A 20,518-nucleotide genomic window follows, 5' to 3' on the forward strand; every position below is an offset into this window, starting at 1 on the left:
GCGATTATTTGAGAGTTTTTTCATCTTTTCTCTGCTCGTTCGCTGCTTTTACCATCAAGGTGTGCGACTTAGTATCTCGTTGAGCTGGTTAACTAGGTTTACCATCGGGTCAATCTTCTTACCAACAAGCTTAGGCGCATCGGGAGTGGTCAGAACAAAGTCGGTTGGTTTGATGCCCTCTGCGATTGGAGTATAGCCAATATAGCTCTCTTTAATTGTCGCTAAAGTGATCTGTTTTGGTCTGACAATTCGCTTTTCATCCAGAACAAACAGAGTCGGAGTTCCGTCTGTCGTATGAATCGACACTTTTGGCACAAAGAGCTGCGCTTTTTGCGTTGGACTGTTTAAGTAGAGGGTTGTTTTTGAACCGATCAGGTGTTTTCCTTTCGTATTGTCAAAAACGGCGTAGGCAGCCAAGTTCTCTCTATTTAATGAGAGGGTAGAATCCACGTATCTAAGTTTACCGTCAATGAAATCGCCATCTTCACTCACAAGTGACGTTTGAATGGTATCCGGCTGGCTATTGAGCACCTGACGGAAGCGATTGAGCACCTCAGGCGGTGCCTCAAAATGGACTTCAATCGTATCGGTTGCAACCAGTTCGGAGATAAGCTCACCTTCCTTGACCAGATTGCCGGTATTGAAACGAACTTGTCCAATTTTACCTGCAAAAGGGGCGTAGACAGTTGTCGAAGCTAGCGCCTTCTGTGCTTTGAGTAAGTTACTGCGAGTTTTATCTACTGCTCTGGCCGCAGTATTTATTCTTGGGTCATTTTCGTGCGCAGTGCGAGTTAACTCTATGATGTTTCGCGTAGCAAACTGATATTCGTTTTCTGCCGCTTTTACCGCTAGAGCAGCGAGAGAAGCATCGTAACTGAACAGTGGCTCACCTTTAGCCACCATTTCACCATCTTGAACATAAATGGTGTCTATCTTGGCATTTTGCTCAGCAATGAGCTGTGTGTATTTCGACGGTCGGATTTCTCCTTCCAATGCGGTTAACTGTGTTACCTGACGTTCAATAGGAAACTGAACCACATAGGCTGTAGCGTGTTGATTTGCGCCAGCTTGTGAACGTTGGCAGGTAAAAAATAGAGTTGGAGCAAGCGCTAAGGTTAGGCCAATAGAAAGGGCGAGTTTTTTCATGTCTGTCCCTGTGTTGTTGTTATTTTTCAGCTTATTGGATTTATATATGACTGCTGAAATTATTATATTTACAGAGAATATTTTAACTTTACCGTTAAGTAAAGTTTTGTGGGTGTTCAACGATGAGACACGCATCATTTATAGATTATTGAATTTTGCTTAATTCTCGCATGTCGAGAATAGCTAAAGAATTATGCTTACTAATTCCTATTAGATAAGAATACAATTTGATCAACAACCCGTAATAGCGATACAACAAGAGCGTGAACTCTATGAAGCAGAGTAGTGGACAAGTTAATGAAAAGGTTCTCCAACTATTGATGCAAGTGGCGGTGAATGATGAACCCGTCACGGCGAAACAGTTAAGTGAGCAAGTTGGAACACCAATAAGCAGCTTATATCGCCACCTAAAATTGCTAAAAGAATGGAACCTAATAGAAGAAAGTCCGTCTGACAAAACCTTGATCATAGGTCCAGCAGCTTTAATGCTGATGCGCAGCTATGAAACCAGCCAGCATGATTTAGATGCGGTAGACATTGTTCTCAATCGCTTGCAAAAACAGACTGGTGAAATGGCGGCTTATATGGTGCCAGTCGGGTATCGAGCGCTGTGTGTCAGTCGCAAAGAGAGTATGCAGGCGCTTCGTTGCAGCTACGTCCAGGGTCAAAGTCAACCTCTGTTACGAGGCGCCTCATCAAAAGTGATGCTCGCCTACATGCCAGTTCAGCGCTGTGAAAAAATCTTGCGTTATTTTGGGGAATACAACCAGATTTCGCAGTGGCAGCAGGAACTAGAGCAGATCCGAAACCAAGGGTATGCCCTGAGTACATCGGAAATCGATCCAGGTGTTTCTGGGATCAGCGCACCGGTGATGAAAGGAACGAAATTGGTTGGCGCAATTTCAGTCATGGCACCAGCTCATAGAGTGGAACAGAATCAGCAAAAGATCATTTTGCATGTTCTTCAAGCAGCGAGGGCTTTGCCCCCAGAAAGGTAACGCAATGTTTGGGCTATTTCGACGTAATAAAACACATAGTATCACCGGGATATCGTCACATCGGTTGGCTCTGCTCACCGTATCAGAACGACTAAAACCAATGAAACAAGTGGATTTTGAGATAGCCGATCAAAGCTTAGAAGAGATGTTCGATTGGTTGGTATCATTAGACCAACCTCATTGGTTAAATGGTGGTCATTACAATCTTAATGACCAGCCTACAGGTAAATATCAATTGCATCTCTCGCGTTTTCTTGGTTCCAGTACGCTACCCGTCGTGCTAACAAACAACAGCGAAAGTTTGTTGTACAGCCTACCTTTGCTCAATTCTCCACGTAAAGAGCTTGGTATTATCCATATTGGTCGTCAGTTTGAGCTGAAAGCGTCGCTCGAGCCTGATCAAGGCTCAGCCTTTCATTTTGCTTTATCACGTTACAACGAGTGCCGACTCTTCTGCCTTGGCATTGACAACGCAAACTTGGATGGACGTACGTTGGAGTATGCAGAAGATCTTGGTTGCGATTGGTTGACTCTACCAGAGTGCAGCTTTAGTCATCGCTTTCAAGTTAAGCAACAGCTCGCTACCTACTTGTCGCATTGCGAAGATGTGGTGTTGAACATTGATCTTGCTTGTTTATATCCGGTTTCGCGTTTGGAAAGGGGGAGTGCTTTGGATGTGCAAATGGTCAATCGGATGCTAAGACAGATTTTGGTCTCAGGTAAAGTACGCCAAATTCAGTTAGTGGGTTACAAAGATAAGCACTTGTTTTCAAAGCAGACTCAGTCTGTACTTCATCAGCTCACGGAAATGTTCCCAACATCCGACAAAGCGGCTTAAAAATTTACGTTACTCTAGATACACAAAAGCTGGCGTCTCAGCCAGCTTAGTTTTTGGGTTTGCACTTTATGCTTCTTTGCCCGCGCTTTTGTTCGACTCTTTCCAATACTGAATGCGAACGCGGTGCAGCTGTGCTTTTCTCATTTTCTTCATGATATTCCCTCACGTAAATACAAATCTGCTCGTCAGTGAGCTTATGTGAATCAAGTTCCTCATGAACAGGGATCAATTTAGCGGCCAATTTTGTAAAAATCTAGGCTTTAGTTCACATTTTTTTGCATGTACACCATACCTTATTTACTAAAATTGAACCATGGCGCACTTTAATGAGCCTGCCATGTAAGTGTAGTAAATCTGCAAGCTGGTTTTAATCCATACGAAACAATAAGTTAATTTATCTGTCATTTGTGCCTTCTATTATCCCCCTCGCTATTAATATAAAACTAAGCAAGGAGCCAGCAATGTGTCCAGTTTCAAACAATAAGCGTGATAATCAGGATTCTGAGTTCAGCCAAATGATCGATGCGCGTCTTTCAAGACGCCGATTTTTAGCTGGGACAGCGGCAGTAAGTGCAAGTGCATTTCTTTCGTTAAACCCAATCACTAAAGCATTTGCAGCAAAGAGTGATAACTCACTGCTTAACTTTGAAGCGGTACCAGCTTCTACTGCTGATGCTTTCATCGTCCCTAAAGGCTACAAAGCAACGCCTTTACTTTCATGGGGAGACCCTATCTTCCCGGGAGCACCAGAATTTGATCCAAGTGGTAAGCAAGGATCTAAAGATCAGATGGTTCAGTTTGGTGATAACACTGATGGCATGAGCCTATTCCCTATTAGTGAGAGTCGCGCGGTGATTGCGGTGAATAACGAGTACACCAACTATGATCTGCTGTTTGATCATGGTGGTAAAGCTATGACGTCTGATGACGTGCTAAAAGCGCAGGCTGCACACGGCGTCACCGTATTTGAAATCATTAAATCAGAGAGTGGTTGGCAGCTAGATAAGAGCGGCCAACGTAACCGCCGTATTACCGCGAATACGCAAATGCAACTTACAGGTCCAGCGGCGGGCCATGACTTGATGAAAACTAAGCTAGACCCTTCTGGTATGAAGCCATTAGGCACTTTTAACAACTGTGCTAACGGTCAAACCCCTTGGGGAACTTATCTAACGTGTGAAGAAAACTTTAACGGTTACTTTGGTACGAGTGGCACGGCAGAGTTGAGTAATGACCACAAGCGTTATGGTGTTAAAGCAGCGAAAAGTAAGTATCAATGGCATGACACGGATGAGCGATTTGACGTTGCTAAACACCCAAATGAACCTCACCGTTTTGGTTGGGTCGTTGAGATCGATCCCAACGATCCCAAATCTACACCACTAAAACGTACGGCTCTTGGCCGCTTTAAGCATGAAAACGCCGCACTTCTTATTAACGATGATGGTCATGTCGTTGTTTATCTTGGGGATGATGAACGTGGGGAGCATCTCTATAAGTTTGTTTCCAAAAACAAATACCAAAAAGGTAACGATAAAGCTAACCGCAATCTACTTGAAGAAGGCACCTTATATGTTGCCAAGTTCGAAATGGATGAGAAAGAGCTGAAAGGCAAAGGTGAGTGGGTTGAGCTAACATACGGAAAGAACGGTTTAACCAAAGACAATGGCTTCAATGACCAAGCTGAAGTGATGATTTTTGCTCGTCGCGCGGCAACTCAAGTTGGGGCGACAACAATGGATCGCCCTGAATGGGTAGCTGTCCATCCAAACAATACGCACGTGTTCTGTACCTTGACGAATAACAAGCATCGAGGTGTGAAAGAAGGCCAACCAGTCGGAGGCCCGAACCCACGTAAAGAAAATCATTATGGTCAGATTGTTCGCTGGGTTCCACAAGGTGGCGACCATACTAGCGCTGAATTTGAGTGGGATCTGTACTTAATAGCTGGTAACCCTCAAGTTCATAAAGACAGCTTGTATGCGGGTAGTGCCAACATTACCGCTGAGAACATGTTCAATAGCCCTGATGGTATTGGGTTTGATAGCGCCGGCCGTCTATGGATTCAAACGGATGGTAACTACTCAAATAAAGGTGACTTTGCAGGGCAAGGCAATAACCAAATGCTTTGTGGTGACCCAATGACTGGTGAAGTACGTCGTTTCCTTACAGGACCAATTGCTTGTGAAATCACAGGTTTAACTTTCTCAGCAGATAATAAAACGATGTTTGTGGGTGTTCAGCACCCGGGTGAGAAAGGGGCTCCTTCACATTTCCCTGCTGGTGGAACTAGTAAACCTCGCTCCACAATCATGGCGATTACTCGAGAAGATGGTGGTGTGATTGGCGCGTAAGCCCTTTTTGGCCAATCGCTAACTTAAAAGCTCTAGAGTGCCTGACTCTAGAGCTTTTCTTGTTTCTTAGGGATGTTATCCGTTTATTCTGATAAATCCTCATCTCTACTCTTAAGGAGAAGAAAACGTGTTAGAAGGTAATCTTTATCTTTGCACAAAGTGCTATTTCCCTTTTCGAGACAAGAAAAATGGAGCCATAAAAGCTTCTTAAGTAATCGTGAAATTTAGAAATATCTCCCGTTGAAACGAATATGTGCACGAAAGCATAAAAATTGTGACTTTGTATCGAAATACCACTAAATGTAGTTGCTTCATTTGTAGGAGGCGCCTATATTTAGAAGGTACCCAATCTAACTTAAGGTGTTGAGACCGAGTCAATTTCAATAGTTAATACGAATACACTGCACGATACAGAAACACATATTTGAGCCATTTTCGACTCTAGTGGATCCAAAACGTAAAAGAATAAAGTATTGCATGACGGCCTTCGCGAAATAGCGGCATCTTTTGGTTAGCCAGGTACTGGTAATGTTAACCAAGGAGGAGGTTTTGGCTATGGTATCAGTGATTCTATTCGCATTAGCAATTGTGGTTTTCTTCTGTTGTTGGACTGCCCAGCATGGTTTGCCAGTGTTAGGTATGAAGCTTGATGAAACGGATCAGCTACTGTTGTCTGAAGTTTTGGGTGAGGAAGTGTTAGAAGCTTAGTCTTTCACACCTGCCGATGTGGGAGTGCTCTAGTATTAAGGTGCACTCCTACTAAAACCCTGCCTCTTGTAACTCTCTCTCCATTTATTTTACTGCCTTTTGATTGACTAGCTCGTTGATTAAATTGAAAACCACCCCATTTTCTTGTTAACCAGAGTAAGAGCCTAGTTTGAGGCCATGCTTGTCTTTATTGTGTCTCTAACAGTGAAAAACCTTGCCGGCCACTTACGGTGTTTCTTAGCGAGTAAATATACGTTTTCGGTGATTTCTTGCGGTAGAGAAAATATGGCTATTTTGTCTCTATCAACAAAGCTGTCTAATGTGCTCCTAGGTAGCACAGTAAAGCCCAGGCCTTTGGAGACAGGTAGCAAGATCTGAGCAAGTTGATTGACGTAACCTGATATAGGCATTTCTTCGATGCTTAATCCCGCCAGAAGTGAGTCGCCACATTGCGAAAAATAGAGTGAAAAGTAGTGCTGGGCATCAGGGTGTTTGATGATGCCTAGTTGTTTTAAATACTCAGCAGTTAATCTGTTTTCGTCTGGTAGATTGCATGTTGGTAGCATCAAGCAGAGCGGCTCATGGCCTAACTTTTCACTGCTAAAGCGTGGGTCGTCAGGTACTTGTGTGACTAGCCCTAAATCGGTGTGACCGTCGAGAATGTCTTTTAGGATCTTGTGTTGTGGTGCCGCTTCGACATGAGGAACTAGAGTCGGATGCACAGCTTGTAAGTCTAGCAGTTTGGGGTAAAGCATGAGCGCTAAGGATCCGGAGCAAGAAAGCGCAATACTGCCCACATAAGGGTCGTCTTGGCCGAGAGAATTAATCAACAGCTCCTCATTTTTTTCTAAGGTTTTGGCGTATTGATAAACCGCTGAGCCCTGTTCGGTGATAGTGAATGTCTTTTTATCACGTTTGATTAGGTCGTATCCGCAAGCCGACTCCAGCTTTTTAATGTGTTGGCTAACACCTGGTTGAGTCATATACAGCTTTTCTGCTGTTTGAGTAAAATGACCTGTATCGATAAGGGTTGTGAATGTTTTGAGCCAAACGGGATTCAGCATTACGCTCTCTTCATAAATGTATTTTATGACTATGAGATTAAACGATAACCATCTGTTTGGGTAGCTGCTCTTCATTGCGTCTCGAAAATTAGAGGTGCATGAAGTTTTAAATTGCTGTTATTATTCTCAGCAAATAGTCGGGGAGCCTGAGCATGTATGTGAAATGGCTGAGATCGCTGTGCGAGACCCGTTGAACCTGATTCAGTTAACACTGACGTAGGGAACTATCCGCGTATTGCTCATCAATCCAGAGTGTACGCACTCACCTGCCGTCTATTCGACATAGCTGAGAGTTCCTGTACGTCTTGTAGTAGGAGCATTCATGCCACATTTGCAAGACAACACACCCATAGTACTCACTATTGCTGGCTCTGACAGTGGTGGTGGCGCAGGCATTCAAGCCGACATCAAATCGATTTCTGCTACTGGAGGATATGCCTGTTCAGTCATCACCGCGATTACGTCACAAAATACACGTGGTGTCTCTGCCATTCATCCCATTCCTATAGAGCATATTGAAAGCCAGTTAGATGCGGTGTTCTCAGATCTCAATGTGTTTGCTGTAAAAGTTGGCATGCTTGCAGATGTAGAGATTATCCAAACGGTCGCAAAGAAAATTCGCCAGTACAAACCGAAGCATCTAGTGGTTGATCCCGTGATGGTGGCTACCAGTGGTGATTTGCTGCTCAAGCACGCGGCGATAGATGTGTTAAAGCGTGAGCTCTTACCATTGGCTGATTTAATTACCCCTAACTTGCCAGAAGCGGCCGCATTGGTTTCTTGTGAGGTGCCAAAAACAGAAGACGACATGGGAGCGATGATTGAACAATTACGCGGACTTGGCGCTAAAGCAGTTCTTTTGAAGGGGGGGCATTTAGAAAGTGACTCCAACAGTAATGACCTATTGATTGAAGCGTCCAGCTGCGATTTGTTAAGAGCACGTCGCTTTAATACTAAGAATACCCATGGAACAGGCTGCACCCTATCTTCTGCGATTGCTTCCTACCTTGCACAAGGTAATCGACTTCACAAAGCGGTGTATCTTGGCAAGCAATATATCTCCCAGGCCATATCTCATGCTGACGAGCTTGAAGTGGGGAATGGTCATGGTCCTGTCCATCACTTTTTTGCTGGTCATATCAACGTGCGATAGCAAGAGGGGCGGAAAATTTACTCATATTTTAAGCAACTTGACTCTTGCCTGCTAAGATCATGATTATCATTCCTTAATAGTTTTGACTCATGGAAGAGCCTAAAAAGCCAGATAACGAAACTCAGCGTATCGATAACCTACAGCAGCTCAAAATCTTGGATACTGAGCCAGAAGAGAGGTTTGATCGGGTCACTCGCCTTGCTAAACGTCTTTTGGATGTACCGATTGCGGTCGTGAGTTTGGTGGATGTTAATCGGCAATGGTTTAAATCATGTTTTGGTCTTGGAGTCACTGAAACGCCGAGGAATATTTCGTTTTGTGGTCATGCTATTCTCGGTGATGAGCCATTTATTATTCCTGATGCAAAGCTAGACCCACGCTTTTTGGGTAACCCACTTGTAGAAGATGAGCCATATATTCGTTTTTACGCAGGTATTCCTTTGGTCCATCACGATAATACTAAGATGGGAACGCTTTGTGTGATTGATACTAAGCCACGTGAGTTAACGGAACATGAGATTCAAGATCTGGTTGATTTGGCTAAAATGGCTGAGCAAGAGCTTTCTAATAACCTAGCCGCGACACTTGACTCGTTAACTCAGATTTCTAATCGGAGGGGGTTTGAAGAGCTAGCGAAGAAATCAATAGATTACTGTGCGTTTAGCAAGCTCTCCATTTCTGTCGCCTATTTTGACCTCAATGATTTTAAGTATGTAAATGACAACTATGGACACCATGTTGGAGATGAAGTTTTGCAGGCATTTGCTCGTCTGCTTAAAGGATCGTTTAGAGATTCAGATGTGCTCGCGCGCATAGGAGGTGATGAATTTATTGTCTTAATGTCTGGGACTTCTGAGACGGTTGCCAATATTGCTTTAGAACGCTTTCGCAGGGCAGTAGACGCTTATAATGTGAGTAACAATAAAGAGTACCAAATCCATTTTAGTGTTGGAGTCGCGTCAGCAAAAGTGGCTCACGGTGTCGAGCTCTCAAGCCTTATTGAGCTTGCAGATCAAAGGATGTACCAAGCCAAAAAAAGCCCGAGTTGAATGAGATCCATTGAGCGATTTATTGCGGCATGGTACTGAGCTAGCATTGTCGGGGGATCTTTCACTGAATTGACATAGCTTTGATAAATTTCGCAGTAAATAGGCGTTTAATAGACGCTAAGTTGAGTTTACCTAGTAGAGCGAAAGTGAAAGAGTATCTATTGAATAAGCAGTATGGCTTAGGACTACTGGCCATCTTTGTATTGTTGGTTGCCCCAATGTCGTTACTGGTTAGTCATATTGATTTGCTCGGCGATGTGTCCACTTTCACCGGGCTATTCTTTACCGCATTAACTGACTCTGCAGGCTCGAAAGGATTCATCATAACTCTGACCTGCCTTCTAGCAATAAGCTGGAAAGTTATCGATTCTCCAAAAATGTTTCTTGCCAAATGTATCCAGCTGGCCGTTATTTTAGTGATTGGGTTTGCGGCAAAAACAGGCTTAAAGCAAATGACGGAGAGTCCTCGCCCATACACAGAGCTGTTATCGCATCAACTTTTGATTCCTCAACCAACGCATTTCTATAATTTGAATTCAACCCAACAAGCTGAAGTGATTGATAAGATCTCTCAGCAGGTAAGTCCGTGGCGAACGCGTCATTGGCAAGGAGAAAAAGACTACTCATTTCCTTCAGGTCATACGATTTTTGCAGCTATTTGCGTGGCTTTTTTTGGTGGGTTGTTTATTCAGTCTGGGCAGTACGGGCTAGCGGTTATCTTAACGGTTTGGGCGGTTGGCGTTGCGTATAGTCGGCTGTGGTTGGGAATGCATAGGCCAATTGATCTTATTGGATCCATATCCTTTATTTGCGCGGTTTACTTATTGATTCCTCAATTCGATAGGTTAAGCGAAAAAGTACTGACTAAGTTACCCATACTTGCACATAAATAATCGAATTAAGTTCGAGGGAGTTGGCGCAGAGATACGATCTGCGCCACTGTGTTTTTTATAAATCACGCATCAAAATTTCTAACTCTTCGCTTGCTTGATCAATCAGGCGATTAATCTCTTCCGCATCTTTATTGTTGAGCTCTAACTGCCAAGGCGTTGCATCTTGGCGGCCACATAATCGCGTGTGCCCATCAACTTTCATAAAACTCAGCTCGCTAAATTCGGCTTGATGGTGTTGTTTATTCTCGACTATTTCAACGTCAAGTACGCCAATAGGGTTAATTTCGACATGAGCATGAAAGTGGTTGTTATCTTGCAGTTGATAGTCTCTATGTTTGGTAATCATAAGCTGCTCCTTGCTGTTGATAATGGCGTTTTAAACAAGTGTAGGACAGCTAATTTGAATGATACGTGAAATAAATAAGAAGATTGATTTAGACTAAACTTTACGCAAATTATCAGGTGTTCATCGCTTGCTTCAGGTGTTGCTCTATTGCTTCTATTGCCATAGACACGGCGATTGGAGGTGTCCTCGAATAGGAATGGATGGCGTAGACATTAGATTTTGGTAAACGGTAATTTGGTAAGCATGGGGTTATGTTGGCATATTGATGCAGAAGAAATTCTGGTAGTAAACCTATACCCATTTCCATTTCCACCATAGTGGCCACTTGGTTTATGGTATTCGCTCGGTGCTTTGCATTGAATTCTAATTCTTGATGATCCCCCGTTTTTTGATGAGTTAAGCGGTGGCTAATCTGCTTTTTTTGCCATTGGTTAGCAACATAATGCGCCTGATGTGGAGGGATTTGGCTCCATTTAGACTGGCATAATACGTCTCTAAATTCCCCTACCTTACGTTGGCGATAATTGCTGTCTTTTGATTCTCCAACCCTTATAGCAAGATCGATGTCGTGCTGCATGAGATCCAAGGGTTTATCGTCGGCTATCAAATTGAGTATCACATCTGGGTATGGCTTGAAGAGGGTTGCGACAGCTGGCGTTACGACGCTTTCCATTAAAGCGTGTGAGGCTGTTATCGACACTCTGCCTGAAGGTGCACTCTGAGCATTTTTCATTTCTAACCAAGCCTTATCTACAATCTCATTCATTGCCAAACAGTGCTGGTAAAACGCTTGCCCTTGTGGCGTTAGACTTTGCTTTCGTGTCGTTCGTTTGAGTAGAGTGCACTCTAGTTCCTTTTCTAACTGCTTCAGTGCTTGACTGAGTACTGATTTGGATAGGTCGAGTTTCTCTGAGGCTTTTGAGATAGAACCGGAGTCGACGATGTGCATAAAGAGTGTCATTTGGCGATGCTTATTCATGGCTACTGTTCTCTTTTATAGAACTATGATTTCTTATTGGTTTGTTTTTCTTAGTTAATCATAACTCTACACTGAGTGCATTACTTAAAGGAGAGCGACAATGACATATTCAGTATTAGAAGCGTGCCAAGCGGGTATCGAATCGTGGAAGCAGGCGTTTAATCAACAAAACGCCAAAGGTTGCGCCGAGCAATATGCTCCGAATGCTACGATGGTGGCAAAACCGTTTGGGACATTTGAAGGCCGTGAAGGGGTCCAAGCATTTTGGCAACAGATCATGGACCAAGGTTTCAGTGGTGTCGAATATACTGACGTCAGTTGGACTAAATTGGACGAGAAAAGTTATCTATTGTCGTCTAAATGGACCATGAACAAAGCCTTTGGCGTGGTACATAAAGAAGTTTGGACGTTGCAAGAAGACGGTAAAGCAAGGCTCACCTATGATGAGTTTGAAGTGTTAGGTGAGCGATAAGCACAATATTTTCCCTATCCGATGTTATGCATTAGGCTGCCAACTGGCAGCCTAATGACTATGCGAACTCTTTGTTTACTGAGGCCTCTTTGCGGTTCGTTTGGGCAATGAGGGCAACCCCAATTAATGGGACTAAAATAGCCGCGTAGGGAATCATGCCTGCACCCAATTGGCTGTCTACCACTATACCTCCAAGAAAGCCGCCAAAAGCATTTGCCAAATTAAAGGCAGAGATATTCGCTGTCGCCGCGAGTTCTTGCCCTTCACCACCATGATTCATCACACGAAGTTGCATGGCTGGCACATTCGCAAAGGACGCAATGCCAAACACAAAGGCTGATGCGACAAATAGCCACTGATTCTCAACACTTGCGCCGACTAGCAAGAGCGAAACGATCATCGCTGTGGCCCATATCATGGATGCGTTTTGCAAGTTCTTATCAGAGGAGCGTCCCCCAAGGTTATTACCTATGATAAGTCCGACACCAACAACGACTAAAATCCAAGTTACATCGTGTTCACCAAACCCACTGACATGCATGGCGATTGGGGCGAGGTAGCCATATAGAGTCATAAATCCTGACCAAACCAAAACGGTAACAGCTAAACTCATTACAAGTAGCGGATTTTTGAATGCGTTGAGTTGTGCTTGTATTTCTTTAGCTTTCTCATGTCCCGTGGCGCGAATGAAGCTAGAGATAAAGACCAAAGCGATCAGACCGAGTGCGGCAACAGTCATAAAGGTGGTATGCCAGCCAAATTGCAAACCTATCCATGTTCCTCCTGGGACACCTAAGACATTGGCTAACGTTAAACCTGCAAACATTTGTCCGACCGCGCGCCCAGCCATCTTATCCGATACTAAGCTTGTTGCTACAACAGCGCCGATGCCATAGAACGGCCCTTGTACTAGGCCTGTGATCACCCGACTGAGCATAAGCACCGCATAATTCGGAGCGTAGGCAGAAAGTACGTTACCTAAAATAAACAGAACCATGAGCCCTGTTAAAACGTATTTTTTGTTGAAACGTGTAAGGTAAATCGTGAGTAATGGTCCCCCTATTACAATCGCAAGAGCATAGCCACTGATCAAATAGCCTGCTTGTCCCTCTGTAATGGAGAGAGAGTGAGCAACTTGAGGCAGTATGCCGGCGATAACAAATTCTGCGGTGCCAATCGCAAAAGCCGCTAGGGTTAGAATCCAAACTTGTAATGGCATTTTTTCGTTAGTCATTCGAATCTCGCTGAGTTGTCCTACATGCAAGCGACTCGTTTTGCGCTTGCGTTAATAGGGTCAGTATATTGATTCGACATATTTTGATAATTGGGTAATATTTGAATTAATTATTCAGATTTTCTAAATAATGGGGGCACGATTGGACAAGTTTTCGGATATGGAAATGTTTGTCGCCATCATCAATAATCAAGGGCTAGCTTCGGCGGGACGAGCGTTAGGCTTATCACCCGCGACAGTGACCGCGAGATTACAAAATCTCGAACAGCGTTACGGTGTAAAGTTACTCCATCGAAGTACGCGACATCTGTCGCTAACCGATGCTGGGGCACTTTACTATAAGGCTTGTGTGGAAATTTTAGATAGTGTTCATGCAACCGAAAGTATGATGCAAACAGGGACTAACGACGTTAAAGGAACGCTCAAAATCTCAGCCCCTAAAGACATAGGCAAGCAGTATATTGCTCCTTTGCTTTCCGCATTTAGTCAGCGTTATCCAGATGTGACGCCTCATCTTTACTTGAACGACAGTTTGTCGAACCTTGCCGAGTCGGGCCTAGACCTCGTGATCCGTTATGGTGAGCTTGCAGACAGTCAATTAATATCAAGAAGGCTGGCTGCAAGTCATCGCGTGCTTTGTGCGTCACCACAATATTTAGCTGACAGCGGACCCCTTCAAGTGCCAAGTGATTTACTTAGTCATCGTTGTCTTGTGCTAGTCAGAGGTAATGAAGAATTAAGGCACTGGTATTTTAATGTTTTTGGAAAGCAGCAGTCGGTTTCTGTGATTGCCAACCGATGTTCGGATGACGGCGAAGTGATTCGCCAGTGGGCAATTGAAGGAGCGGGCATTGCTTTGAAGTCTATGTTGGATGTCCAGCAAGACATAGAGCAAGGTAAGTTAGTAACGGTACTTGATGACTATACGAAAAATTTTAGCCCTGCGACTTCAAACAAGAGCGCCGACTTACACGTTATCTACCAAAGCCGCGACTACATGCCTAGACGCATTCGCTTGTTTTTGGAACACCTATTTTCGGCATTTGAAAAGTAAGATAATCATTACGAGATAAGCACTTACGGAGCGCTTATCTCATCATTGTTAGCGCAGTTGACTATCTTTACTGGCTCGTCGATTAAATGTGCTGAATGCTTTTGTGCGCGCGTCATGTTTCTCTTGGCACTCAACACATAACTCCACACCAGGTATTACTTTTCGGCGTGCACTCGGAATGAGTTCTCCACACTCCAAACAGTAATCTGTTTCGTTGTGTTCATGCTGAAGGTGCGCGCGAGCGCGCTGGATTGCATCAATAACAGTGGCATCGATTTGTTCTTGAACGCCACCATCTCTTGTAAATCCATTAGCCATAATGGTCTCCAAATGTATGAATGACTGGAGATGCATTATTAATTATTGACTGGAAAATGATAATAACTGGCTTTGATAATCAGTATTACACAAACGCAATAATTGCTAGCGTGGGTCTAACCTACTATTAAAAAGCCCTACTGATATAAGTAGGGCAGTTGTCGTTTTAGCCAAAAATAAAGCTATACAAGAAGCCTGCGCCAATGGCCATTCCAAGGATTACGGTTAAGAAAGCCGCAATCATCTGATTTTTGAATATCGACTTTAGCAAAATGACTTCTGTTAAGCTTGCCCCTGCACTGCCAATAATTAGCGCCATCACGGAGCCAAGAGCCATGCCTTTTTGAACGAGTGCAGCACTCAGTGGGATGACGGCTTCTGCGCGAATATAAAGGGGAATACCAATCACTGCAGCGACAGGGATCGCATACCACTTACCTGCGCCAGCGTATTCAGCAATCAATTCTGTAGGAATGAAGCCATAAATAAAGGAGCCTATCGCGATACCCAGCATTAGGTAAGGAAATACCTGTTTAAAATCATTCCAAGTCGATAGCCAAATCTTCGCCCAGCGATTTGGCTGTTTTGCTTCAATGAGAGTTGCAGTTGCGCTGCCATCTGTACCACAGCAACTGACTTCAACTTTTGGCTCGGCTTTAGTTCCACAACAAGTGCTCTGCGCTGCTGCTGGCAAAGTTGGTTCACCACATGCGGTTTTTGCACTACATGAATTGGCTTCAGTTTTTGTAGGTTTGCTCGCTTCACAGCTTGTTTTACAACTAGATCTTTCAACAGCTTGATAGGCTTCTGGCTTTACGTATTTTTCAAAGCCAAGTTTTTCTAATACATAGCCAGCAACAACCGATACTGTCATGGCAATTAGGAAGTAAAACAGCGCGACTTTCCAACCGAAAGTAACGACAAACAAACCAATGATGACAGGGTTAAGCAGTGGACTACCAAACAAGAATACCATCATGGGGCCAAATCCCGCTCTTGCTCTTAGCAGACCTTTTAAAAAAGGAATGGTTGAGCAAGAGCAAAAGGGGGTAATTGCGCCTAAAAGCGCTGCAATAATATAACCTTTGCCATTGCGTGAGCTTAAGATCGACTGGATCTTTTCTGGGGTAAGAAACTCTTGCAACACGCCAACAATATAGCTGATGGCTAAAAACAGAATGATCAGCTCCGTAGCTAAGAAGGCAAACATGTTGAGTGCTTCGCTTGCCATTGTCATCATTTCGTTATTCATGGTGTGGCTCCAAATTTAGGAATCATGAGCTTTCAATTAAAACTCATTTCTATTTTTCTCGAATTATAGAAATAAACAGACAAAGATCAATAAATATTTCGATAAAAATGGAAATATAGATTAGAAAAGATGGATATCAACCCAAGAACGACTCAATGGGACAGCGTAAGGCGAGTGGCTTCTTGCTAGTTTAGCTAAACTGTAATGAATGCGAAGATGAGTAGGGCGGGGACTTGTATGCGACCCAGTGAACCAAAGTTAGCCAACCCTTGTATTCGAAATTGTTGCTTAGATGAAGACGATATCTGTTTGGGCTGCTTTCGATCCTTAGCTGAAATATTAGGTTGGAACGAGATGAGTATAACTGAACAGAAAGAGACGCTATCTCGTTGCGCTTTGCGAAAACAGAGCAGAAAACACGATTTTTCTGTCGGTCCTAGCCATAGATCAAGGAGTTAAAATATAAAAATAGTTCTTTACCTCAAGTTAACTTTAGGTTTTATCCTCACTATTAATGAATGAAAGGAGAAAGAACTATGCAAAATAACTATGTAAGAGAGTTGGCAATCAAAAGCTACCAAGAAGAAATCGCAAAAGAGTATTACCGCGCTAAGGAAAAAACGTTCCATACACCAAGTTTTATGGTCGGTATTCTACTGACTTCCATTGTGCTGGGGGTTTACTAATCATGCGGTTTAGACATTAAATCGAGAAACAATCCATGGTGGAGTTGAGCGGTTGCACTTAACATATATTTCGATTATTCTGGAAATATATGTTAAGTGGAGTCGTTATGGAACTCGAAGTAGTAGCAAAAGCATTGAAAGAGCTCGGTCATCCGACTCGTCTTTCAATCTATAAAACTGTGGTCAAAGCGGGTTATCAAGGTATTGCTGTCGGTGCTGTACAAGAGCGAATGGGAATCCCTGGTTCGACGCTGTCGCATCACATCTCAAGTTTGGCCTCAGCAGGGTTACTTAGTCAACGCCGTGAAGGTCGCACACTATATTGTGTAGCTGAATATCAATGTCTGGAAGGCGTTATAGGATTTTTGCAAGATGAGTGTTGTGCAGATGAAAAGTGCAGTTAGTTCGCTTCAGCTCGATACGGTTTGGGCTCAGTATCAGCAGGCACTTAAAGCATTTTTGCGCTCGAAGGTGTCCAACGTTGACGATGTTGATGACCTGCTGCAGGAAATCTTGATCAAGACGCACCAGAGCCTCTCACAAGTTCAAGAAAGTGAAAGCGTAAAAGCTTGGCTATTCCAACTGGCTAATAGAACTATAATCGATTTCTACAGAAAACGCGCTCGTCAGCAGCGCGACAATGATTTAGTTGCTGATGATTTGTGGTTTGAGCAATCACAAGAGACGATCGAACAAGAAATGTCTCATTGCATTAAACCGTTTATCTATGCCCTGCCTGATGAACAATCTCAATTGCTTGAGGCTGTTGAGTTGCAGGGTGAGAGCCAAAAGCAACTCGCAGAAAAAGTGGGAATCAGCTATTCCACATTAAAATCTCGTGTCCAGCAAAGCCGCTTGCAACTCAAAAAGCTATTTGAAGAATGTTGTACTTTGCAATTGGATAAGAAGGGCGCAGTTATTGATTGTCAAAGAAATTCAAAGGGTTGTGATAACTGCTAAAATAATTTTAGGTTTTGTTCGTCTTTTTCAAACTCACATCGTCTTAAAGGTGTAAGGGATGTAAAACAGGCATCCTCCCTAATTGAAAAAGTGAGTAATAAGATGATCAAAGTCGTTAGTTTTAAAATTTGTCCATTTGTCCAACGTGTGACAGCCGCTCTAGAAGCAAAGAATGTGGCGTACGAAATCGAGTACATCAGCCTAAAAGACAAACCTCAATGGTTCTTGGACATCTCGCCAAATGGTCAAGTGCCTGTATTGATTACTGACAACGGCACGGCATTGTTTGAATCAGACGCGATCGTTGAGTTTATCGAAGATGAGTTTGGCCCAGTAGAGGCGGGGATCAGTAATGAACAGCGCGCTCTTGACCGAGCATGGTCTTACCTTGGCTCTAAACACTACCTTCCTCAGTGTGGTGCAATGAGCAGCGCCACTCAAGATACGTTGGTTGAACGTATTGAAAAATTGTCGAAAGCCTTCGCTAAAGCAGAACAACAAATTGTCGGGCCGATGTTTAAAGGGGAAGGATTGAGTAATGTCGATATCGCGTGGCTACCTCTGCTTCATCGCTCCTACATTATTAAATCTCGTACTTGTTTCGACATGCTAGAAGGTTTCCCTAAAGTACAAGCTTGGCGTAAAGCACTCATGGATTCTGGCTTAGTTGAAAAAACGGTATCTGATGACTTTGAACAGGCCTTTGCCGCGTTCTACTTGTCAGAGAAAACCTTCCTAGGTAAAGGTGAAGATTGCCAAGCCTCTTCTGGTTGCGGCACAAGTTGTTGTTAATTTGAGATCTCATCCTTTTTAGCCTCGCTGTTCAGCGAGGCTTTTTTATGCTTAATTGGTTATTAATACGACAGAGGAGAGCTTCATGGTTACAGCGCTATATGCGTCTATTCTAGCAGTGTTAATGATCTGGTTATCTATCCAAGTCATTAAACAGCGGCGAAAGGCACAAGTAAAATATGCCGATGGAGGCATTGATGCATTGCAGGTGGCGCGAAGCGCTCACGGTAATGCCGTCGATTATGTACCGATCACATTGATTTTGATGGCGCTCTTAGAGTTCAACGGAGCCAGCCTTTGGATGGTTCATCTCTGTGGCGTGGCGTTTGTGGTAGGACGTATTCTTCATGCTAAGAGCATTCTTGCCGATAAACTCAAAGGTCGTATTACAGGAATGAAGCTTACGTTTCTTGTGATGGTGATACTTGCGGTCTTGAATCTCGCGTACTTACCATTTGATAGGTTGTGGTAATGCAACGTTTGCCGCCTCCATGGGTTTTGGTCCTGTTCGGTTTAATACTCAACGTAATGGCAATACTTATGTCGAGTGTTGTACTGGATAAGCTGGGTTATCAACACAATGTTTTCGCTGAAGAAAAGGATGAGAACCTCTATGCGATTCAACTAGCATGGAATAGTGTTGAAACCCTAGAGCGTAAACGGGAGATGTTACTGCTACATCTAAGGCAAGAAGATGACAGGTCAGCAGTGATCAGCCAAGCTTTGCAAGATCAATTGAGTGAATGGGTTAATAAATCTGTACCTCAAATTAGTCAGGCAAACCTCCGTGAGCTTATGGGGTTAATCAATCAAGCTCAGCAAACACATCGTGAACGTATTGATAATTTCTACTTAGAAAACTTGACGCTCAGCGAGCAAATGAACGAGCTGGATGCTGAAATCGCTTGGTACAAAAATATCGGCTTGTTTCTCCAGATTTTCGGTTTAGCCCTTATATTGGCTCGCGACTTAGCTAGAAAGTAAAAAGCGATGACTAAGTCATCGCTTAATGATTAGCGGAAAAGCCAGCGATAGAGTGGCGTTTTAGACAAGCCAAAGACCAAGAGAAGAGTCGTTGCTAAGCTCCCAACCAGTACCAGTCCATCTTTTGGTAAATCCGTCAGTTCGTTGAAGCCTGCAACGTTCATCATCAATATTATGATGGGTAGGTGAGCGACATAAATTGGTAATACAAACTTTGCTAGTGATGTCAGCCATAAACCCTTGCCAAGCTCTGGCTTCGATAATAGCCAAAAGAAGCAACCTGTGCCCCACAGAGCTGTACCAAATAGGAAATCGTTGGCGTTGAACGGTTGATCAAACTGATAAAGCCATGCTGCCTCAGCAAAGTGTATAGCCATACCAAATAAGGCCAACATGGCGGCTTGTTGGCTGGTGGCAGTGATTCCACGCTGACGGATCACAAATCCAATAGCAAAGAGTAAAGTGCTAAAAAATGGACCGTTTCGGGTAAAGAAAGGGGTCCACAGCTCTGTGAGCGTTAAATAGCTGCCCGCCAACACACCATAAACATATAGACCAACTGAAATCGGCAATAGCAAGACCAGTTTATCTAACTTAGCTAAGATGCCAGTGATGATAGCGGCACACATTAATGCCGGAATAAACCATAGGTGAACCAATCCACCTTCCAATATGGAGTTCAAAGGAGATTCGGCGAGGAACTGCCAATACCCCTCCCTCTCAACTAAGTAACCTTGTTCAAATACGACTTGAAAGTTAAATGGCATCAACAAACAAATTACGCTCCAAACAATAAATATTCTCAGTAAAGGAGAGAGATACTGTTTCAAAGTCGAGATAGGGTCTACGATTAATTTAGGCTGAATTAAGTAGCCTGAAATGAGAAAGAAAAGTGGTACAGCGAATCGTGTTGTTTGGTTAAACAAGTAACCAAGCCAAGGAGTACCGTCGTATTGCCAATAAGTGAGAAACATTTGGCAGTGCATTGCGACGATTGCGAGAATGGCAACGACACGACCAAACTCGATACTGATAATTTTTTGATGACTCATAAGATACGTATTCTCGAAAACTGAGCCGCAAAAGGTATCAGTTGGCGAGTTTAAGAAACATGATTTGGATGAGTGTTTTATATGAGTTTTTACCCACGTGATCTGGAGTTTTAGAGCAGTATCTCTTTTCAGCACCTAAACTGATATGGGGAAAATACCTAACTTAATCAAATGAATACAAGTTTA

24 protein-coding genes and 1 riboswitch are annotated in these 20,518 nt (G+C 43.4%); of the genes, 16 read left to right on the plus strand and 8 right to left on the minus strand.

Annotation, left to right across the window (positions count from 1 at the left end; genetic code table 11):
* Nucleotides 1–54: 54 nt before the first annotated feature.
* The gene (locus AC4MRV_RS02420) at nucleotides 55–1,146 is read right to left on the minus strand and encodes an efflux RND transporter periplasmic adaptor subunit (RefSeq protein ID WP_491185827.1); all 1,092 of its coding nucleotides are present in this window, start codon (nucleotides 1,144–1,146) and stop codon (nucleotides 55–57) included.
* 272 nt (nucleotides 1,147–1,418) lie between these two features.
* Between AC4MRV_RS02420 and AC4MRV_RS02425 the strand changes: the two genes are divergently transcribed.
* From AC4MRV_RS02425 to AC4MRV_RS02440, 4 genes are all read left to right on the plus strand, one after another.
* Entirely contained in the window at nucleotides 1,419–2,144 is a 726-nt protein-coding gene (locus tag AC4MRV_RS02425; protein ID WP_491185828.1) for an IclR family transcriptional regulator, read from the plus strand.
* A gap of 4 nt (nucleotides 2,145–2,148) precedes the next feature.
* The gene (locus tag AC4MRV_RS02430; protein WP_491185829.1) at nucleotides 2,149–2,982 is read left to right on the plus strand and encodes an arginase family protein; all 834 of its coding nucleotides are present in this window, start codon (nucleotides 2,149–2,151) and stop codon (nucleotides 2,980–2,982) included.
* A 461-nt stretch (nucleotides 2,983–3,443) separates the two neighbouring features.
* Nucleotides 3,444–5,336, plus strand: a complete 1,893-nt coding sequence (locus AC4MRV_RS02435) for a PhoX family protein (RefSeq protein ID WP_491185830.1) — start codon at nucleotides 3,444–3,446, stop codon at nucleotides 5,334–5,336.
* 528 nt (nucleotides 5,337–5,864) lie between these two features.
* Nucleotides 5,865–6,044 (plus strand): hypothetical protein, encoded by a 180-nt coding sequence (locus AC4MRV_RS02440; RefSeq protein ID WP_491186046.1) that lies wholly within the window; start codon nucleotides 5,865–5,867, stop codon nucleotides 6,042–6,044.
* 164 nt (nucleotides 6,045–6,208) lie between these two features.
* Here AC4MRV_RS02440 and AC4MRV_RS02445 read toward each other — a convergent pair whose 3' ends face one another.
* Entirely contained in the window at nucleotides 6,209–7,108 is a 900-nt protein-coding gene (locus AC4MRV_RS02445) for a LysR family transcriptional regulator (protein WP_491185831.1), read from the minus strand.
* A 128-nt stretch (nucleotides 7,109–7,236) separates the two neighbouring features.
* A riboswitch (TPP riboswitch) is annotated at nucleotides 7,237–7,348 on the plus strand.
* Nucleotides 7,349–7,430: 82 nt separating this feature from the next.
* Between AC4MRV_RS02445 and thiD the strand changes: the two genes are divergently transcribed.
* The 3 genes from thiD to AC4MRV_RS02460 all read left to right on the plus strand — a co-directional run bounded on the left by thiD (nucleotide 7,431) and on the right by AC4MRV_RS02460 (nucleotide 10,203).
* Nucleotides 7,431–8,261 (plus strand): bifunctional hydroxymethylpyrimidine kinase/phosphomethylpyrimidine kinase, encoded by an 831-nt coding sequence (gene thiD, locus AC4MRV_RS02450; protein ID WP_491185832.1) that lies wholly within the window; start codon nucleotides 7,431–7,433, stop codon nucleotides 8,259–8,261.
* Between the two features lie 89 nt (nucleotides 8,262–8,350).
* Nucleotides 8,351–9,310, plus strand: a complete 960-nt coding sequence (locus AC4MRV_RS02455; protein ID WP_491185833.1) for a GGDEF domain-containing protein — start codon at nucleotides 8,351–8,353, stop codon at nucleotides 9,308–9,310.
* 146 nt (nucleotides 9,311–9,456) lie between these two features.
* Nucleotides 9,457–10,203: a phosphatase PAP2 family protein gene (locus AC4MRV_RS02460; protein WP_491185834.1), complete on the plus strand. Its 747-nt coding sequence runs from the start codon at nucleotides 9,457–9,459 to the stop codon at nucleotides 10,201–10,203.
* 55 nt (nucleotides 10,204–10,258) lie between these two features.
* Here the strand turns inward: AC4MRV_RS02460 and AC4MRV_RS02465 are convergent, their stop codons facing one another.
* Entirely contained in the window at nucleotides 10,259–10,549 is a 291-nt protein-coding gene (locus tag AC4MRV_RS02465) for a hypothetical protein (RefSeq protein ID WP_491185835.1), read from the minus strand.
* 112 nt (nucleotides 10,550–10,661) lie between these two features.
* Nucleotides 10,662–11,528, minus strand: coding sequence for a LysR family transcriptional regulator (locus AC4MRV_RS02470; protein ID WP_491185836.1), 867 nt, complete (start codon nucleotides 11,526–11,528; stop codon nucleotides 10,662–10,664).
* 100 nt (nucleotides 11,529–11,628) lie between these two features.
* On the opposite strand from AC4MRV_RS02470, the gene AC4MRV_RS02475 reads away from it, so the two are divergent.
* Nucleotides 11,629–12,000 (plus strand): YybH family protein, encoded by a 372-nt coding sequence (locus AC4MRV_RS02475; protein WP_491185837.1) that lies wholly within the window; start codon nucleotides 11,629–11,631, stop codon nucleotides 11,998–12,000.
* Between the two features lie 58 nt (nucleotides 12,001–12,058).
* Here the strand turns inward: AC4MRV_RS02475 and AC4MRV_RS02480 are convergent, their stop codons facing one another.
* On the minus strand, nucleotides 12,059–13,234 hold the full coding sequence (locus AC4MRV_RS02480) for an MFS transporter (RefSeq protein WP_491185838.1): 1,176 nt from the start codon (nucleotides 13,232–13,234) through the stop codon (nucleotides 12,059–12,061).
* Nucleotides 13,235–13,376: 142 nt separating this feature from the next.
* Between AC4MRV_RS02480 and AC4MRV_RS02485 the strand changes: the two genes are divergently transcribed.
* Complete coding sequence (locus AC4MRV_RS02485) at nucleotides 13,377–14,288, plus strand: LysR family transcriptional regulator (RefSeq protein WP_491185839.1); 912 nt, start codon at nucleotides 13,377–13,379, stop codon at nucleotides 14,286–14,288.
* Nucleotides 14,289–14,336: 48 nt separating this feature from the next.
* Here AC4MRV_RS02485 and AC4MRV_RS02490 read toward each other — a convergent pair whose 3' ends face one another.
* Both AC4MRV_RS02490 and AC4MRV_RS02495 read right to left on the minus strand, forming a co-directional pair.
* Nucleotides 14,337–14,606, minus strand: coding sequence for a DksA/TraR family C4-type zinc finger protein (locus AC4MRV_RS02490; RefSeq protein ID WP_491185840.1), 270 nt, complete (start codon nucleotides 14,604–14,606; stop codon nucleotides 14,337–14,339).
* Between the two features lie 166 nt (nucleotides 14,607–14,772).
* Nucleotides 14,773–15,858 (minus strand): permease, encoded by a 1,086-nt coding sequence (locus tag AC4MRV_RS02495; RefSeq protein ID WP_491185841.1) that lies wholly within the window; start codon nucleotides 15,856–15,858, stop codon nucleotides 14,773–14,775.
* A 237-nt stretch (nucleotides 15,859–16,095) separates the two neighbouring features.
* Here AC4MRV_RS02495 and AC4MRV_RS02500 point away from each other — a divergent pair, with 237 nt between their 5' ends.
* The 7 genes from AC4MRV_RS02500 (at nucleotide 16,096) to AC4MRV_RS02530 (ending at nucleotide 19,280) form a co-directional block, all read left to right on the plus strand.
* Nucleotides 16,096–16,317 carry a DUF1289 domain-containing protein gene (locus AC4MRV_RS02500; RefSeq protein ID WP_491185842.1) on the plus strand — a complete coding sequence of 74 codons (222 nt, stop codon included), beginning with the start codon at nucleotides 16,096–16,098 and terminating at the stop codon, nucleotides 16,315–16,317.
* Nucleotides 16,318–16,394: 77 nt separating this feature from the next.
* Nucleotides 16,395–16,544 carry a hypothetical protein gene (locus tag AC4MRV_RS02505; RefSeq protein ID WP_491185843.1) on the plus strand — a complete coding sequence of 50 codons (150 nt, stop codon included), beginning with the start codon at nucleotides 16,395–16,397 and terminating at the stop codon, nucleotides 16,542–16,544.
* Between the two features lie 107 nt (nucleotides 16,545–16,651).
* Complete coding sequence (locus AC4MRV_RS02510; RefSeq protein WP_491185844.1) at nucleotides 16,652–16,948, plus strand: ArsR/SmtB family transcription factor; 297 nt, start codon at nucleotides 16,652–16,654, stop codon at nucleotides 16,946–16,948.
* A complete protein-coding gene (sigZ, locus tag AC4MRV_RS02515) occupies nucleotides 16,932–17,504 on the plus strand; it encodes an RNA polymerase sigma factor SigZ (protein WP_491185845.1) in 573 nt (190 codons plus the stop codon). Before AC4MRV_RS02510 ends, sigZ begins: the two co-directional genes overlap by 17 nt.
* Nucleotides 17,505–17,606: 102 nt before the next feature.
* Nucleotides 17,607–18,296 (plus strand): glutathione S-transferase family protein, encoded by a 690-nt coding sequence (locus tag AC4MRV_RS02520; protein WP_491185846.1) that lies wholly within the window; start codon nucleotides 17,607–17,609, stop codon nucleotides 18,294–18,296.
* Nucleotides 18,297–18,381: 85 nt separating this feature from the next.
* Nucleotides 18,382–18,768 carry an MAPEG family protein gene (locus AC4MRV_RS02525; protein WP_491185847.1) on the plus strand — a complete coding sequence of 129 codons (387 nt, stop codon included), beginning with the start codon at nucleotides 18,382–18,384 and terminating at the stop codon, nucleotides 18,766–18,768.
* Entirely contained in the window at nucleotides 18,768–19,280 is a 513-nt protein-coding gene (locus AC4MRV_RS02530) for a DNA mismatch repair protein (RefSeq protein WP_491185848.1), read from the plus strand. The genes AC4MRV_RS02525 and AC4MRV_RS02530 overlap by 1 nt, the downstream gene beginning before the upstream one ends.
* 29 nt (nucleotides 19,281–19,309) lie before the next feature.
* On the opposite strand, the gene AC4MRV_RS02535 is transcribed toward AC4MRV_RS02530, so the two are convergent.
* Entirely contained in the window at nucleotides 19,310–20,332 is a 1,023-nt protein-coding gene (locus tag AC4MRV_RS02535; RefSeq protein WP_491185849.1) for an acyltransferase, read from the minus strand.
* Between the last annotated feature and the right edge of the window lie 186 nt (nucleotides 20,333–20,518).

Source organism: Vibrio sp. (genome assembly GCF_984391705.1).